Genomic DNA, 16,643 nt, shown 5'->3' on the forward strand with positions numbered 1-16,643 from the left:
AATACTTTGCGGACAAGATGTGGAGCGCGGCGGTATGGCTTATCTGGATGCGAATGAAGCCTGGCCTGTGTCGGGGCAAAAGGCCGCGTCCGAGGATTTTCTTGCCGGTGGCGGAGATGTGGCGGACGCCATCCGGGCGTTCGACTGGCGAGCGGCGGGGATCGGGCCGATCGAAGACTGGCCGATATCGCTGAAGACCACCGTCCGGCTCGTGCTGAACTCCCGCCAGCCCATGTGCTTCTGGTGGGGCCCCGATCTCGTGAAGTTCTATAACGACGCCTATGTTCCGATGCTTGGACAAAGGCTGGCAAATGCGCTCGGCCGACCATTCCGTGAGGTGTGGGCGGATGTGTGGGATGATGTTCTGCCCTATGTGCGCAGCGCTCTTTCGGGCGAGCCGACCTGGGCAGAAGACCTGCCGCTCGTCATGCACAGGAACGGCTATCCGGAGCAGACCTACTGGACCTTTTCCTACAGTCCGATTTTCGGCGATGACGGACGGGTTCACGGTCTGCTCAATATCGTCACCGAAACCACGCAGGCCGTCGCCGATCGCAGGGCGATCGAGGAGGCCTATGGCGCCGTTCGGGAGCACCTGCGTGAAAAAGAGAACCTCGAAGGGCAGTTGCGGCTTCTCAACCGGGAACTCGTGCACCGGCTGAAGAACACCCTGGCGATGACCCAGTCGATCGTTTCGCAGAGCCTGCGCGGCGTGGCGTCGCCGGCGGATGCGCTCGCGTCCGTGTCGGCGCGCATCGGTGCGCTTGCCAAGGCGCAGGACATGCTGACCTCGGTCAGCGGCCGGCCGGCCGGGCTGGAGGAGGTGGTTCTGGCAGCCCTTGCACCGCTCAGCGACCGCACCGATCGTTTTCGCGTGGACGGTCCGGCGGCGCTCTTGACCGCGCAACAGGCGCTCGGCCTGTCTCTCGCCATCCATGAACTCGGAACCAACGCCATCAAGTATGGCGCGCTCTCCACGCCGGACGGCCGAATCGAGATCGGCTGGTCGCTGGACCTCGATGGCAGTTTCAGCCTGGCCTGGGAGGAGGCGGGCGGTCCGCCCGTCGTCGCGCCGACGCGGCGCGGTTTTGGTTCGCGGCTGACGGAACGGGTGGTCGCCGACATCTTCCATGGCGTCGCCCGCATGGCCTTCGAGCCGGAGGGGCTGTCGTTCCGGATCGACGGCAGACTTGAACGGTTGACCGATGCCGGTCGCCTGAACGGCTGGTCGGGCGTTTGACAACGGTCAAGGCCTGGATGCGTGCGGCAATCTATCGTTGCTTCGATCCTACGGAATGAACCATGACCGAACCGTTGTTCAAGATCGATGGCGTGACGAAGACCTACCAGACGGGTGACGTCGAGGTCTGCGCGCTGCGTGGTGTCGATCTCGACCTGCAGCAAGGCGAAATGGCGGTTCTTCTCGGGCCGTCGGGCAGCGGCAAGTCGACGCTTCTCAACATCATGGGCGGGCTCGACCGGGCGACGTCGGGCAGGGTGTGTTTCGCCGATCATGAACTGACGGGGTATAGCGAACGCCAGCTGACCAAGTTTCGCCGCGACCATGTCGGCTTCGTCTTCCAGTTTTACAACCTGATCCCGAGCCTGACGGCTTACGAGAACGTGGCGCTGGTGACCGAGATCGCCAGGAAACCGATGGATCCCGCCGAGGCTTTGGAAATGGTGGGGCTCAAGGAGCGTATGGACCATTTTCCGGCGCAGCTGTCGGGGGGTGAGCAGCAGCGGGTGGCGATCGCTCGCGCCATCGTCAAGCGTCCCGACGTGCTCCTCTGCGACGAGCCGACCGGGGCGCTGGATTCGAAGACGGGTGTGCTCGTACTCGAGGTGCTCTGCCGCGTGAACGCCGAATTCAACACGACGATGGCGGTCATCACCCACAATGCGGCGATCCGGCAGATCGCCCACCGCGTGTTTTCCTTCCGCGACGGGCGGATCGAGGAGGCCTCGACGAACACCGTGCGTCTGCCTCCTTCCGCGGTGAGTTGGTAGCCATGTCGATGCTCGACCGCAAACTCTACCGCGACGTCATCCGGCTCTGGGCGCAGGTGCTGGCGGTGGCGCTCGTGATGGCCTGCGGCGTCATGACGATCATCATCGCGATCGGTTCCTATCGCTCGCTCGAGGAAACCCGCAGCGTCTTCTACGACCGTTATCGCTTCGCCAACCTCTTCGTCGAGGCCAATCGCGCGCCGCTTCACCTGCGCGACAGGATCGCCGCGATCGAAGGGGTCGGCGGACTGGAGCTCAGGATCGTCGAATATGTGCTGCTCGACATGCAGGGCATGGCCGAGCCGGCGACGGGTGTCGCGGTCTCGCTGCCGGACAGCGGCCAACCCTCCGTCAACCGGCTCTATATCCGCAGCGGCCGCCTGCCGGAACCCGGACGGCCGCAGGAAGCGGCCGTGCTCGAAAGCTTCGCCAAGGCGCATCGCCTGACCGAGGGCAGCCGGTTCTCCGCCATCATGAACGGGCGAAAGCAGGTGCTGACGGTCACCGGCATCGTCCTGTCGCCGGAATATATATACACGATCGGTCCGGGCGACATGGTGCCGGATCCGCGCCGTTTCGGTGTCTTCTATATGTCGCGCGACGCGCTGGAAGGCATCTTCGACATGGGCGACGCCTTCAACAACGCGGTGCTGATGACGCTCCGGGGAACAGAGCCGGAGAGCGTCAAGACCGCGCTCGACGGGCTCCTCAACCCCTATGGCGGGCGGGGTGCCTATCTGCGCAAGGACCAGATCTCGCATACCTTCCTCGACAACGAACTCGACGAACTCAGATCCATGGCGGCGATCATTCCGCCGATCTTCCTGTTCGTCGCGGCCTTCCTGGTCAACATGATCCTGACGCGGCTAATCACGCTCGAGCGCGAACAGATCGGCCTGCTCAAGGCGCTCGGCTTCAGCGAGACGGAGGTGGCGCTCCACTATATCAAGCTGACCGTGGTGATCGCGCTGATCGGGGTGGCAATCGGCTTTGTTGCGGGCAACTGGACGGGGAGGGAGATGACACAACTCTATGCCCGGTTCTTCTCCTTTCCCTTCCTGATCTTTCGCGAGAGCTTCGACCTCTATGCGATTTCGGCGGGCATCTGCGTCGCGGCGGCCTTCGTCGGCGCCATCCGGGCGATCTGGTCGGTGGTTGCGCTGCCGGCCGCGGTCGCCATGCTGCCGCCGGCGCCGCTGCGTTTCCGGGCGTTGTTCGGCCGGGCGCGCGGTTCCGTCTTCGTGTCGCAGCTCACCATCATGGCCTTCCGGCAGATCATCCGTGCGCCGGTCCGATCGCTACTGACGTCTGTGGGCATCGCCTTTTCGGTGGCGCTGCTGGTGGTCTCGATGTTTTCCGCCGATTCCGTGCACTACATGGTTGAGGAGATCTTCTTCCGCATGGAGCGGCAGGACGCGAGCCTCTATTTCGACCGCGAGCGGCCGATGGCGGCGCTCGATTCCGTCCGCCAGTTTCCGGGCGTGATGCGAGCGGAACCCTTCCGGGCACTGTCCGTCACGCTGCATGCCGGGCATCGCAGCAAGGACCTGACGATCTTCGGGGTCGGGGAAAACACCGATCTCGGGCGAATCATGGATGCCGACATGCGGCCCATTCCGCCGCCGCCGAACGGTCTCTTGCTGATCGGACGGGTTGCGGACACTCTCGGGGCCAGGGTGGGCGACACGGTCGAGGTCGAGCTCGTCGAAAAGGATCACCGCCGGATCGTCGTTCCGGTCACCGGGATCAGCCAGAGTCTGGTCGGGATCGATGCCTACATGCACATCGATGCGCTCAACCGGCTGGTCGGCGATGGCCGGCGCATTTCCGGCGCACGCGTGTCGCTCGACATGCTGCAGAAGGACGCGCTCTATGCCGAGATCAAGAAGACCCCGGCGATTGCCTTTGCCATGCTGATCGGGCTGTCGCGCGACCGTTTCCGCGCGACCATCGAGCAGAACATCGCGATGATCCAGGTGGTCTATACGACGCTTGCGGTCATCGTCGCCTTCGGGCTCGTCTACAACTCGGCGCGCATCCAGCTCTCCGAGAGGGCGCGCGAACTGGCCAGCCTTCGCGTACTGGGCTTCACGCCGGCCGAGGTGTCGAACGTCCTGATGACCGAGCTTGCCGTTGTAGTTTTCGCCGCGCAGCCGCTCGGACTTCTGCTCGGCATCGGTTTTTCGAGGCTCGTCATCGACGGGATATCGAGCGATCTGTTCCGCATTCCATTCGTCATCAATTCATCGACTTTGGCCATTTCGAGCCTCGTCGTCCTCGGTGCCTCGCTCATGTCCGCGCTGATCGTCAGGCGGCGGATCGACCGGCTGGACCTCGTCGCCGTGCTGAAATCAAGGGAGTAGATCTCATGCAGGGGAAATGGGTGAAACGGGCAACTTTGCTGGTGGCGGCGGGCGTGCTGGTCGGCGGCTTTGCCTATGCGCTCAGGGAAAAGCCGCAACCCGTCGACGTGGGATCCGTCTCGCGCGGGGCCATGCGGGTCACGGTTTCGCAAGAAGGCGTGACCCGGGTGCGCGACGTCTATGCTGTTTCTTCGCCGATCGCCGGGCATCTTGCCCGCACCGTGCTGGAGGAGGGCGACCGGGTCAAGGCGAACATAACGGTGGTCGCCGCGATTCATCCGCTCGATCCGCCATTGATCGACAGCCGCAGCCAGGCCGAACTGGTCGCCGCGCGCGATGCTGCCCGCGCTGCCGTGGCGATGGCGGAGATCGACCTGAAGCGGCTGCAGTCGGACATCACGCTCGCCCGCGACAACCTGCAGAGAGCGGAGCGTCTGGCGACCACCGCGTTCCTGGCGGAAAGCGCATTGCAAAAGGCGCGCACCGATGTCGAGGTGCTCGACGCACAACTCGCATCCGCCAGGGCGGCGATCGAACTGCGCAAGGCGGAGCTTGCCAGTGCCGATGCGCGGCTGATCCAGCCGAGCGATCAGGCCGCCCGCCCGAGCGGCGACTGCTGCGTCTACCTGACCGCGCCGGTCGACGGCGTCGTGCTGTCTGTGCTTGCCCGCAGCGAACAGCCGGTCGCTATCGGCACCAGGATCGCCGAGATCGGCGATCCGGCCGACATCGAGGTGGCCGTCGACCTCCTGTCCTCGGATGCCGTGCGGATCGCGCCGGGATCGAAGGCGGAGGTCTTCGACTGGGGTGGGGACCGGGTGCTGCCCGCGCGGGTGCGCCGCATCGATCCGGCCGGCTTCACCAAGGTGTCCGCGCTCGGCATCGAGGAGCAGCGCGTCAATCTGGTCTTGGATCTGGAGGACAAGGATGCGCGGTTGGGGCACGGCTTCCGGGTCTATGCGCGGATGACGCTGTGGCAGGGCGAAGACGTGCTTCAGGTGCCGATCAGCGCGCTTTTCCGCAATGGCCGGGAATGGGCGCTTTTTGCCATTCGCGACGGACGGGCGCGGCAGGTCCGCGTCGAGATCGGGCATATGAATGACGAGGCCGCCGAGCTGCTGAACGGGCTGTCGGAGGGGGATGCACTGATCCTGCATCCGAGCGATACGGTGAGCGAGGGCACTCTGGTCGAGGCGAGAGCCGAGTGATCGGAGCGCGGATCAAGTTCTTGAAGTCTTGCCTGCAAGCGGACAGTCTGTCGCCGGATTCGACGGAGATGCCTATGAGACGGATGTCGGTTGCGGTGGCGGGCCTTGCCTTTCTGCTTGGCGTGGCGGCACCGGGGCAGGCCGGCGAGAGACCGGCGCTCACCGGCTTCAAGGCACTGTCGGGCAAGTGCCTGAGGGTCAGCGTTGGCGAGCGGGATTTCACTGGCGGCTGCGGGGCGAAGCTCGGCATCCTCAGCTATTCCGACGGCCGCACCGGCTTCTATTTCATGCTTGCAGACAACCAGATCCTGACCTTTTCCGGCAAGGGGAAGGGTGAGGGCGGGGATCGCAGCAGTTACGTGCTCGACCGGGTGATCTTCAACACAGGAGTGGCGAACGCCGAGCCGACCGTTTCGGCGGCCGACGGGGCATGCGCTTTCGGCGATCCCGGCCGGGGACCCGTCACTGTCCGCTGCAAGGGAACGACGGCCGGCGGCACCTCTTTCTCGGCGAGTTTTCGATCGGACGGCCGGCCGCCGAAGCAATGACCCGGCGACCGGCGATGTGTTTGGACCGGGTCAGAGTGCTTCGAGGAAAGATACGAGTGCCTGGCGTTCGCGTGCCGTCAACGTGAACGGCGTGATGAGCTCCGACGTCTTGCCGGCATGGACCATCAGCGGATCTGCCGCCTCCGCCTCCGTGCGTGGTTGCGTCTTGCCGGCGCCGACCTCATAGAAGCGGACAACGAGAGGCAGTTCGCGGATGAGCCCGTTGTGCATGTAGGGACGGGTTTCCCGCACATGGCGCAGGCTCGGGGTGCGGAACCGGCCGACGTCTTCCATATCCTGCGAGATGGCATAGCGGCCGGTGTCTGCCAGCGGGCGGCCGAGCAGCGAGAGGCCGAGATTGTGGTACTTGTCGTCCGTCAGCAGCGGGCCGCTGTGACAGTTCATGCAGCCGGCCTTGGTGCGGAAGAGGTGAAGGCCCCAGACCTGTTCGTCGCTCAATGCCGCGCTGTTGCCGGCGAGGAAGCGGTCGAAGACGGTGCGTTCCTCGAGGGTCGCCTGGAAGGCGGCAAGCGCCTCGGTGATCCGCTCGAGACTGATCGCTTCGTCGCCGAACGCGTCGCGGAAGCGTTTCCGGTAGTCTGTGTCGCCGGCCATGCGGCCGACCACCTGATCTAGGTCCTCGACGGCCATCTCCTTGGGATCGGTCATCGGCATCACGGCCTGCTGCTCGAGCGTTTCCGCTCGGCCGTCCCAGAAGAGTTCGGGCCGCCAGGCCGCGTTGAACAGTGCGGGCGTGTTGCGCTTGCCCTTCTGGCGCCCATGGCCGAACGCCGTGCGCAGGCCGTCGCCCCAGCCGAGTTCGCGGTTGTGGCAACTCTGACAGGCGATCTGGCCTGAGGCGGAGAGAGCCGGATCCTCGAACAACTGCCGGCCCAGTTCGACCTTCAGCAATTGCGTGCCTTCGGGTTTGGCCGGCAGCGGCAGGGCTTCCATCTCCTTCACCGCCGCGTCCGCATGGACCACCGGTTGCGGCCAGTCGATACGGTTTCCGGCATAACGTTCCTTGAGTGCTGCGAGCGCCGAAGCATCGGGATCGGCCGGAAAGGCGGACACGATGGCCGACTTGTACTGCCGGTCGACGAAGGCCTCGGCCTGCCACAACAGGAACGCGCCGAGGAAAGCGAGGCCCCCGATTTTTGCCGGGCGGGTTTTGAGGATTTCTGGGATGCGGGGCATCAGAAAGTCGCCTTTGCGCCGAGCCAGACGGTGCGGCCGACGATCCACGGATTGTCGTAGCTGGCCCGACGGTTGCCGGTTTCGTTGAAGAGGTTGTAGACGCTCAATTCCACGTCGAATGAGGTGTTTTCCGTCTTGGCGAGCTGGTAGCTGGCCTTGAGGTCGACGGTCACCGTCGTGCCATAGCGGAACTCCTCGTATATGTCGTGGGTCTTGCCGATCGCTTCGGAACCGGTCGGTACCGAGCATGTGGCGGTGGCCGATGCGCTGCCGACGCATTCCGTGTCGGTAGAGCGCAGCCCGTCAAAGGGGAAGTTAATGTTTGCCGTGACGGCTGTCGTCAGACGTTCGTCGAACCATTTGGCGCTAACATCGATCCTGCTGCGCAGCGGGATGTCGAGGTTTCCAAGGACGCGGTCGAATTCTGCCGGGGAGTAGGATGTGTCGTTGTACCAGACCCAGTTCACGTCATCGCTGTAGTATGGGCTGACGGTGGTGGTCTTCTGCTTCGACCAGGTGAGGCTGCCCAATAGGGTAACGCTGTCGAGGTTGTCGTGGCCAATCTCCCAGCCCTTTTCATATTCCGCGGTCAGGGAGCGATACTCGCTTTCGCCGCCGTTGGTGAGCGTCACGTTCGTCGATGTCCCACCGTCCCCGGCAATGAACTCATCGCGCCCATATCTCTGCAGATAGCGCAGTCGGAACTCACCCTCGATCCAGGGGTCCTGGGCTTTCAGAGAGCCGGTGAATTCGTCCTTGTAGGGTGTATCCACGTCCGCACCGCTGAAGGCGTAGTAGCGCTGAGTTCCCAAGGCGGTCCAGTCGCCAACCACGCCGGTCGCGGCGTTGTGCGTGCGGGAATAGGCGCGCGCCAAAGGCTGGCCGTCCCGCAGCGCATAGGAAAGGCTGTCGGCGGAGTAGTAGCGGTTGTAGCCGGCCGAGACCGACAGCCAGTCCAGCGGTGAAATGGTTGCGACTGTGCGCGGCGCAAGGTTCAGATTGTCGAAGAAATCTTCGTAATCCATCCGTAGACCGGCGCGGATGTTGAGCCAATCCCAGGTCTGGTCCAGTTCGCCATAGGCGCCGAGATGGGCGACCTCTGCCTCGTTGTCATAGGCGGGGGTCACTGTTTTTGTGCGAGCATATTGCTGGGCCGAGCAAGACTCGTCACCGTCGGCGCAGACATACGGGATAGCCGTCGTATTGTAGCGGGTGACAGAGTTCAGCGTGTATTCCTCGGCGCGACGATAGGCATCGGTCTCCCGGTACTCGACACCTGCGCCGAACGTGCCGGCGAGAAGGTCACCGGTCATGTCACTCTTGAAGCCGCGCTCCTCCTGTCCAGTCTCCTTGTATCCGTAACCACCGGACCGGCAATACTCTGCCGTCCCCCATGTGGTCAGCGTCGGAACCTGGCACCAGGAAAGAACGTCCGGGTCGGTGCTGTAGAACCAGCTTGCCGGGTTGGTCACCGATATAGAAGACCTCGCGACGATCGCCGTGTAATAGGTTTCATTTTCGCCACCGTCGTTGATGGTGTCCGACTGGCTGTAGAAAAGGCTGCTATCCAGCTTCACGTTCTTGAGGTTGATGCTGTCGACAGCGATCCCCGCGACATCGGTTTCCCAACGCAGGCGGGTGGAAAGACCTTGGGTTTTCTGGTCGATCACCAGGTCGTCGTAATAATAGGCGTCCCATTTCTGGCTGTAGTTGTTGTAGTTTCCATCCAGGGTGAACGTGCCGTAGTCCGTCTCAAGCTTGCTGGCGAGACGGTAAAACTCGTTGTAAGAGACGTCATCCGCCTTTTCGAAATAGTATCTCCCATCCTTCGTCTTGCTGCTCTTTGCGTCCGTGCGGCTGTACTGGCCGACAAGACTCCAGCTGTCGTTCACGGGCAGATTGTATTGGAACGCGGACTTGTATTTGAGGTATCCGGGCTTCGGCAGATCCTGCGGGTTCGTGCCGTCCATCGTCCCGAGTTCGTAGGTCGTCAGTTCGTCCGCGGTCAGGCCGAAAGTGACCGACCCGCTGGCTTTCTCGGTCGACGGTGTCGTCAGCTTGTAATCGACCACGCCGCCGAGAAACTCGCCGTAGCGGGCCGAAGCATTGCTGTCGACGACCGTGGCTTCCTCGACGAAGTCAGCCGGCACGAAGACCGTCTGGGGATGAAGGCCGTAGATCTTGTTGATGTTCGGCGTCTGCTCGTAGCCTTCGAGATCCGAGCCATATCCGCTGGAGCCGAAAGGCTCCTCCGTCCCGGTCACGGTGTTGATGCCAATGCCGTCCAGCATGAAATTGTTTTCGTAGACCTTGCCGCCGGAGATCGACAGCAGTTGCGGCTTGGTGTTGACGATATCCTGGCTGTCGGAACCGGCATCGTTGTCACCGGCGTTCTGATACTGAACGTTGGCGTTGTTCCTCAGGGCCGAGTTGGCGTCGGAGCCGACGGAAAGTGCCCTTACCGCGTCGCCTTCCATAACCGTCGTGCCCGTGTCCGCCTCCGCTTCCCCACCGAGGGTCACCCAGAGCCTGAGCACCTTGAGCGTGATGGCCTCCAGCACGGTCGAGCCCTGGTCCGTGTTCGTTGCCTGCTGGGCGAGGGCCGGCAGGGCGAGGAGCGAGGAAAGGGCGGATGCGGCGAGAAGGCGCGCGATGCGGTTCGGCACCCGTCGGCGGCTGGCATGCTGTGCTGTCATGATCGTATGGCCCCCAGGAAATCTTGCGGCCGGACCCTGATCCGATGCCGGCCGCGGGGAGCGACTTACATAAAGGTGACTAAAAGAGTCAACATAAAATGTGTCACAAATCCGGTGACCACGAGATTTCGCTAGGGAATCGAGGCGTTTGGCAACCTTATGTTTTTATGTTGTTATTTTCGCATGTCGAAATGTATCGGCACGCGGTGCTGCGGCCGGCCCCCGAGCCTCGGGTTGTCTGACCGACCGGCATGGTTCTGCAAGAGCCTCGCAATGAGGCCGGTCAGACCGCGCCGCCCGCGGCCGGAATGACCCGGGTGAGGCTGCCGGTTGCCGGGTAGAGCGGGATGAGGCAGGCCTGCAGGGCATGATAGATGTCGCCCTTGCCGGGGAAGAGCGTGTTGGCGGGGCGCAGGTCCTCGGTCAGTTCCTCGTGCCAGCCGCCATGGGCGTGGTCGAGGCTGTGATTGGCGATGAAGCTCCAGATCCGGCGATAGCTTTCCTCGTGGAAGTCGCTCTCAAGGTGCTGGTTGAGAAAGTGGGCGGCGGCAGCCCCTTCGCAGAGCGGCCACCACAGCTTCATCTTCTTGTCGGGCACGTTTTCCCAGTCGAGCGTATAGAAGAAGCCACCCTTTTCCTTGTCCCAGCCGAGCGACATCGACTGGAAGAACAGACCGCGTGCGGCCTCGGGCATCCAGTCGTGCGTCCGGCCCCCCAGTGCCCAGAGCTGGAGGACAAGACGGGCCCATTCCAGCCAGTGGCCGGGGGTGGTGCCGGCCGGGCGGAACATTTCGTTGGGGTGGTAGTAGATGCGGTCGAGCGTCCAGTCCTCGTCGAAATGTTCGGGTACCCGGTAGCCCTGTTCGCCGGCGCGGCGGCGGATCAGGAGGTCGGCAATGCTCGTCGCCTTGTCGAGATAATGGCGTTCGCCGGTCGCCTCGAAGGCGGCCATCAGCGCCTCGGTCAGGTGCATGTTGGAGTTCTGTCCGCGATAACCCGGGACCGGCTGCCAGTCGGCGGAAAATTCCTCGGCGATGGCGCCGTGGCGTTCCTCCCAGAACCGCGTCTCCAGCACTTCCGTGATGTCGGCCAGCATCCGGTCGGCGAGTGGATGGCCTACGGTTTTTGCGGAAGAGGCTGCGAGCAGGACGAAGGCGTGCCCGTAACCCTGCTTGCTGTCGTCGGCCGCACCGGTGTCGTCGACCTGCCAGAAATAGCCGCCATTTGCCTCGTCGCGGTGCCGGTTCCAGAGAAACTGCATGCCATGATCGACGAGGTCGGCGGCGCCTGGCCGGCCGAGCAGATCGGCGATCGCGAAACAATGCACCATCCGGGCGCTGGCATGGATGCCGCGGACCGGGTTGTTGGTGGTCAGCGGTTTTCCGTCGCGGGTGAGGTCGTAGAAGCCGCCCTTCGGGTTGATGCTGCGGTACTGGAAGAAGTCGAACAGGCCGTTCGCCTGGTCCAGCAGCCATTTGCGGTGATAGGGGCGGGCAGCCCATTGTGCTGCCAGGGCCGCTGACGTGGCGTCCGTCATGATCTTCCTCCCGTTTTTATCTAATCGTTTGAAAAAAACATAACGGGAAAGCTGCGGCTTGTCACCGCGGCATGCCGCTTCCTCCACCGCTGCACGCTGTTCGCAATGCGTCGTTTTGATCGACATAAAGGCATGTTGACATAAAGATATCTTTATGTGATTTCGAGTTTGTTGTGATTTGTCAGGAAAGGATCCGCCATGCTCGACCGATTGTTTGATCTCGGGAGCTCTCACCGGGATGGGGCGGAGGTGCTCGAGGCGCTGCGTCAGGCGGCGAGCGAACGCATCCTGATCCTCGACGGCGCGATGGGAACACAGATCCAGGGCCTTGGCCTCGACGAAGACGCGTTCAGGGGCTCGCGGTTTCTCGGTTGTGCCTGCCATCAGCAGGGCAACAACGACCTTCTCATCCTCAGCCAGCCCGATGCGATCGAGGACATCCATTTCCGCTATGCGATGGCTGGCGCCGACATCATCGAGACCAACACCTTTTCCTCGACCCGGATCGCCCAGGCCGACTACCAGATGGAGGAGGCGGTCTATGACCTCAACCGCGAGGGGGCGATCGTCGCCCGGCGCGCGGCAGCGAGGGCAGAGCGTGAGGATGGGCGGCGGCGTTTCGTGGCCGGTGCGATCGGGCCGACCAACCGCACGGCGTCGATCTCGCCCGACGTGAACAATCCCGGCTTCCGGGCCGTGTCGTTCGACGATTTGAGGATTGCCTATGGCGAACAGATCGACGGGCTGATCGATGGCGGCGCCGACATCATCCTGATCGAAACGATATTCGACACGCTGAACGCCAAGGCCGCCATCTTCGCCTGCGAGGAACGCTTCCTTGCGAAGGGCGTGCGTCTGCCGGTGATGATTTCCGGCACGATCACCGATCTCTCCGGCCGAACCCTATCGGGCCAGACACCCTCGGCCTTCTGGTATTCCGTGCGGCATGCCAATCCCTTTACCATCGGCCTCAACTGCGCACTCGGCGCCGATGCGATGCGTCCGCACTTGCAGGAATTGTCGGGCGTCGCCGACACGTTCATTTGCGCCTATCCCAATGCCGGCCTGCCGAACGCTTTCGGCCAGTATGACGAGAGCCCTGCGGACATGGCCCGGCAGATTTCCGGCTTCGTCGAAGAGGGGCTGGTCAATGTCGTCGGCGGCTGCTGCGGTTCGACGCCCGAGCATATCCGGGCGATATCCGAGGCGGTCGCCGGCAAGTCGCCGCGCAAGCCAGCCGAGCATCGGCCGTTCATGTCGCTGTCCGGCCTCGAACCCTTCGTGCTGACCGGGGACATTCCCTTCGTCAACGTCGGCGAGCGGACAAACGTCACCGGTTCGGCCAAGTTCCGCAAGCTGATCACCGCGGGCGACTACACATCCGCACTCGTGGTCGCCCGCGACCAGGTGGAGAACGGCGCGCAGATCATCGACATCAACATGGACGAGGGCCTGATCGATTCGGAAAAGGCGATGGTCGAGTTCTTGAACCTGATCGCCGCCGAGCCCGATATCGCCCGCGTGCCTGTCATGATCGACAGCTCGAAGTTCCCGATCATCGAGGCGGGGCTCAAATGCGTGCAGGGCAAGGCGATCGTCAACTCTATCTCCATGAAGGAAGGCGAGGCAGCCTTCATCGCGCAGGCCAAGCTGGTCCGCAATTACGGTGCCGCCGTCGTCGTGATGGCGTTCGACGAGCAGGGCCAGGCCGACACCTATGAACGCAAGGTCGAGATCTGCGAGCGGGCCTACAAGCTGCTGACGGAACAGGCCGGCTTTGCCCCGGAAGACATCATCTTCGACCCGAACGTGTTTGCGGTTGCGACCGGGATCGAGGAACACAACAATTACGGCGTCGACTTCATCGAGGCGGCCCGCACGATCCGCCAGAAGATGCCGCTGGTGCATATTTCTGGGGGCGTTTCCAACCTCTCCTTCTCGTTCCGCGGCAACGAGCCGGTGCGCGAGGCGATGCATGCGATCTTCCTCTATCACGCCATCCAGGCCGGCATGGACATGGGCATCGTCAATGCCGGCCAGCTCGCCGTCTACGAAAGCATCGATCCGGATCTTCGCGAGGCCTGCGAGGATGTCGTGCTCAACCGCCGGACCGACGCGACCGAGCGTCTCCTGGAGATCGCCGAGCGCTATCGCGGCACGGGCGAGAAGCAGGCAAAGGGACAGGATCTCGCCTGGCGCGAGCTTCCCGTCGAGAAGCGGCTGGAACACGCCCTGGTCAACGGCATCACCGAGTTCATCGAGGCCGACACGGAGGAGGCGCGGCTCAAGGCCGATCGTCCGCTGCATGTCATCGAAGGCCCGCTGATGGCCGGGATGAACGTCGTCGGCGACCTCTTCGGCGCCGGTAAGATGTTCCTGCCGCAGGTGGTGAAGTCCGCCCGCGTGATGAAGCAGGCGGTCGCGGTGCTCCTGCCGTACATGGAAGAGGAAAAGAGGGCGAACGGCGACGGCGCGGAACGACAGTCGGCCGGCAAGGTGCTGATGGCGACCGTCAAGGGCGACGTGCACGACATCGGCAAGAACATCGTCGGCGTCGTGCTCGCCTGCAACAACTACGAGATCATCGATCTCGGCGTCATGGTCCCGGCGACGAAGATCCTTGAGGTGGCCAGGCAGGAGAAGGTCGATGTCATCGGCCTTTCCGGCCTCATCACGCCGTCGCTCGACGAGATGGTGCATGTCGCCTCGGAAATGGAGCGGCAGGGCTTTTCCGTTCCGCTGCTGATCGGCGGGGCGACGACGAGCCGCGTGCACACCGCGGTCAAGGTCGCTCCGCAGTACAAGGCGGGGCAGGCAGTCTACGTGACCGATGCGAGCCGCGCCGTCGGTGTCGTGTCCGCGCTGCTGTCGCCGGAAGGCCGGCAGGCCTATGCCGACGGTGTGCGGGCCGAGTATCTGAAAGTCGCCGAGGCGCATGCCCGGGCGGAAGCCGAAAAGCAGCGCCTGCCGCTGTCGCGCGCCCGGGAGAATGCGGTCCGGCTCGACTGGTCGGCCTACCGGCCAGTGGCGCCGAGTTTCACCGGGACGCGGGTCTTTGAAGACTACGACCTTGGCGAGCTTGCCCGTTACATCGATTGGACGCCCTTCTTCCAGACCTGGGAGCTGAAGGGGCGCTATCCGGCGATCCTCGAGGACGAGGCCCAGGGCGAGGCGGCCCGCCAGCTATTTGCCGATGCCCAGGCGATGCTTGAAAAGATCATCTCCGAAAAATGGTTCCGGCCACGGGCGGTGATCGGTTTCTGGCCGGCCAACGCCGTCGGCGACGATGTCCGGTTGTTCACGGACGAGACGCGCGGCGAAGAGCTCGCGACCCTCTTCACGCTCCGCCAGCAATTGTCGAAGCGCGACGGGCGGCCGAATGTCGCCCTCAGCGATTTCGTCGCGCCGAAGGAGAGCGGGGTCGCGGACTATGTCGGCGGCTTCGTCGTCACGGCCGGCTTCGAGGAGGTCGCCATCGCCGAGCGCTTCGAGCGGGCGAACGACGACTATTCGTCCATCCTGGTGAAGGCGCTGGCCGACCGGTTTGCGGAAGCCTTCGCCGAGCGCATGCATGAGCGGGTGCGGCGCGAATTCTGGGGCTATGCGCCGGACGAGAGCTTCAGCAGCGAGGAACTGGTCGGCGAGGCCTATGCCGGCATCCGTCCTGCGCCCGGCTATCCCGCCCAGCCCGACCATACCGAAAAGACGACGCTGTTCAGGCTTCTCGACGCGGAACGGGCGACCGGCGTGACGCTGACCGAAGGAATGGCGATGTGGCCGGGCTCGTCGGTGTCCGGCCTCTACATCGGCCACCCGGAAAGCTACTATTTCGGCGTGGCCAAGGTCGAGCGCGACCAGGTGGAGGACTATTCGGCACGCAAGGGTATGGCGGTGCGTGAGGTGGAGCGCTGGCTGGGGCCGGTGTTGAACTATGTGCCGAAGGCTGACGTCTGAGGCTGATTGCCCCTCACTCTGGCTCTCTCTCCGCGAGTGGGGAGAGATGACGGTCGGCGCCGGCGGGTTCGTCCTTCTCCCTGCTTGCGGGGAGAAGGTGCCCGAAGGGCGGATGAGGGGCAGAGGAAACCCAGACGCCTCACCCTCCGCACGAACCCGCTCACAAACAGAGTCCGGTTGCGCCGATAAGTTATTGAGGCAGATTCCTAATTACTTTTACGCCTCCAGCCTGAGCAGGATCGCCGTCGTGTCGTCGCTCTGCTTGTAGCGCGGGTATGTCAGGCCGTCCGGGTCGACGTCACGCTCCATGTGGCGGAGTTCGGCGACCAGGGATTTCAGCCCCGATGTCGCTCCACGCTGGATCAGCGTGGCCGGGTCGTAGAGCTTGTAGAGGGCGACGAGGTCGGCGAGACCATCCGAGCAGAGGAGGGCAGTGGCGCCGCCCTTAACGGGGACGTCAACCATCGCGAGGTGATCCGCGGCCTCCGGAACGATGCCGAACGTCCAGGTCGCGCCGCCCGGCGTGTTCTGGCGGGCGCGGCCTTCGCGAAGATTTGCAAGGGTTGTCGGATCGCTCGTCGCGATGTTTGCGGCACCGATCCCGCCGACACGGGCGATGTGTTGTGCTGCCTGATGTTGCTCCCATTCGTAGGCGCCGGGGATCGGGATGACGAAGTCGGAGCGCCCGTCGTCATGAAGCAGATACAGGCAGCTGTCGCCGAGGCCGAACCAGCGGAAGCCGGTGTCGGTCGCCTGCAGGGCGGTCAGGCTGCAGAGCGGCCAGGCGTAGCGGGGCTGGTCGCCGGCCGCGGCCATGAAGGCGTCGCGGGCTTCTTCGGAAACCTGCCTGAGCACGGCCTTCGGGTCGGCGCTGCGGTTCAGCCTTTCGGCAAAGTGGATGGCCGCGAACTCCGCGATCCAGGCCGCGTCGGAGCCGTAGCCCTCCATGAACTGCCTGTCGCCGAGGCCGGTCGCGCCGTCGATGACGAAGGCGGCCGATCCGTTGTGACCCAATCGGTCCTCGTTGGCTCGCCCCGGCTTGCCGGGATCGGATATGCTGTCGATGACGGAGATGCGCGGGGCCATGGCTTTCGGGTCCTGGATTTTGTCGGTGTTCAGTCGGCGGATCG

10 protein-coding genes are annotated in these 16,643 nt (G+C 63.7%); 6 read left to right on the forward strand and 4 right to left on the reverse strand.

Going from position 1 to position 16,643, the window contains the following annotated elements; translation table 11 throughout:
* Positions 1-34 precede the first annotated feature (34 nt).
* From ACX93L_RS03815 to ACX93L_RS03835, 5 genes are all read left to right on the forward strand, one after another.
* Positions 35-1,240 carry an HWE histidine kinase domain-containing protein gene (locus ACX93L_RS03815; protein WP_459403601.1) on the forward strand — a complete coding sequence of 402 codons (1,206 nt, stop codon included), beginning with the start codon at positions 35-37 and terminating at the stop codon, positions 1,238-1,240.
* Between the two features lie 62 nt (positions 1,241-1,302).
* Positions 1,303-2,010, forward strand: coding sequence for an ABC transporter ATP-binding protein (locus tag ACX93L_RS03820; protein WP_459403602.1), 708 nt, complete (start codon positions 1,303-1,305; stop codon positions 2,008-2,010).
* A gap of 2 nt (positions 2,011-2,012) precedes the next feature.
* Entirely contained in the window at positions 2,013-4,373 is a 2,361-nt protein-coding gene (locus tag ACX93L_RS03825) for an ABC transporter permease (RefSeq protein WP_459403603.1), read from the forward strand.
* A 20-nt stretch (positions 4,374-4,393) separates the two neighbouring features.
* The gene (locus ACX93L_RS03830) at positions 4,394-5,581 is read left to right on the forward strand and encodes an efflux RND transporter periplasmic adaptor subunit (protein WP_459403604.1); all 1,188 of its coding nucleotides are present in this window, start codon (positions 4,394-4,396) and stop codon (positions 5,579-5,581) included.
* Between the two features lie 74 nt (positions 5,582-5,655).
* Positions 5,656-6,129, forward strand: a complete 474-nt coding sequence (locus ACX93L_RS03835; protein WP_459403605.1) for a hypothetical protein — start codon at positions 5,656-5,658, stop codon at positions 6,127-6,129.
* 30 nt (positions 6,130-6,159) lie between these two features.
* Here ACX93L_RS03835 and ACX93L_RS03840 read toward each other — a convergent pair whose 3' ends face one another.
* The 3 genes from ACX93L_RS03840 to ACX93L_RS03850 form a co-directional block, all read right to left on the reverse strand.
* Positions 6,160-7,326 (reverse strand): cytochrome-c peroxidase, encoded by a 1,167-nt coding sequence (locus ACX93L_RS03840; protein ID WP_459403606.1) that lies wholly within the window; start codon positions 7,324-7,326, stop codon positions 6,160-6,162.
* The gene (locus ACX93L_RS03845; protein WP_459403607.1) at positions 7,326-10,022 is read right to left on the reverse strand and encodes a TonB-dependent receptor; all 2,697 of its coding nucleotides are present in this window, start codon (positions 10,020-10,022) and stop codon (positions 7,326-7,328) included. The genes ACX93L_RS03840 and ACX93L_RS03845 overlap by 1 nt, the downstream gene beginning before the upstream one ends.
* 283 nt (positions 10,023-10,305) lie before the next feature.
* Entirely contained in the window at positions 10,306-11,559 is a 1,254-nt protein-coding gene (locus ACX93L_RS03850) for an AGE family epimerase/isomerase (RefSeq protein WP_459403608.1), read from the reverse strand.
* Positions 11,560-11,757: 198 nt separating this feature from the next.
* On the opposite strand from ACX93L_RS03850, the gene metH reads away from it, so the two are divergent.
* Positions 11,758-15,513, forward strand: coding sequence for a methionine synthase (metH, locus tag ACX93L_RS03855; RefSeq protein ID WP_459403609.1), 3,756 nt, complete (start codon positions 11,758-11,760; stop codon positions 15,511-15,513).
* Between the two features lie 216 nt (positions 15,514-15,729).
* On the opposite strand, the gene ACX93L_RS03860 is transcribed toward metH, so the two are convergent.
* Positions 15,730-16,599 carry a protein phosphatase 2C domain-containing protein gene (locus ACX93L_RS03860; RefSeq protein WP_459403610.1) on the reverse strand — a complete coding sequence of 290 codons (870 nt, stop codon included), beginning with the start codon at positions 16,597-16,599 and terminating at the stop codon, positions 15,730-15,732.
* Between the last annotated feature and the right edge of the window lie 44 nt (positions 16,600-16,643).

The organism is Rhizobium sp. CAU 1783, from assembly GCF_054551725.1.

Bases quoted from the DNA above. Each gene is read 5' to 3' on its own strand.
- ACX93L_RS03825 (WP_459403603.1), top strand. From the start codon at position 2,013: ATGTCGATGCTCGACCGCAAACTCTACCGCGACGTCATCCGGCTCTGG.
- ACX93L_RS03840 (WP_459403606.1), bottom strand. From the start codon at position 7,326: ATGCCCCGCATCCCAGAAATCCTCAAAACCCGCCCGGCAAAAATCGGG.
- ACX93L_RS03860 (WP_459403610.1), bottom strand. From the start codon at position 16,599: ATGGCCCCGCGCATCTCCGTCATCGACAGCATATCCGATCCCGGCAAG.
- metH (WP_459403609.1), top strand. From the start codon at position 11,758: ATGCTCGACCGATTGTTTGATCTCGGGAGCTCTCACCGGGATGGGGCG.
- ACX93L_RS03850 (WP_459403608.1), bottom strand. From the start codon at position 11,559: ATGACGGACGCCACGTCAGCGGCCCTGGCAGCACAATGGGCTGCCCGC.
- ACX93L_RS03845 (WP_459403607.1), bottom strand. From the start codon at position 10,022: ATGACAGCACAGCATGCCAGCCGCCGACGGGTGCCGAACCGCATCGCG.
- ACX93L_RS03820 (WP_459403602.1), top strand. From the start codon at position 1,303: ATGACCGAACCGTTGTTCAAGATCGATGGCGTGACGAAGACCTACCAG.
- ACX93L_RS03815 (WP_459403601.1), top strand. From the start codon at position 35: ATGGCTTATCTGGATGCGAATGAAGCCTGGCCTGTGTCGGGGCAAAAG.
- ACX93L_RS03835 (WP_459403605.1), top strand. From the start codon at position 5,656: ATGAGACGGATGTCGGTTGCGGTGGCGGGCCTTGCCTTTCTGCTTGGC.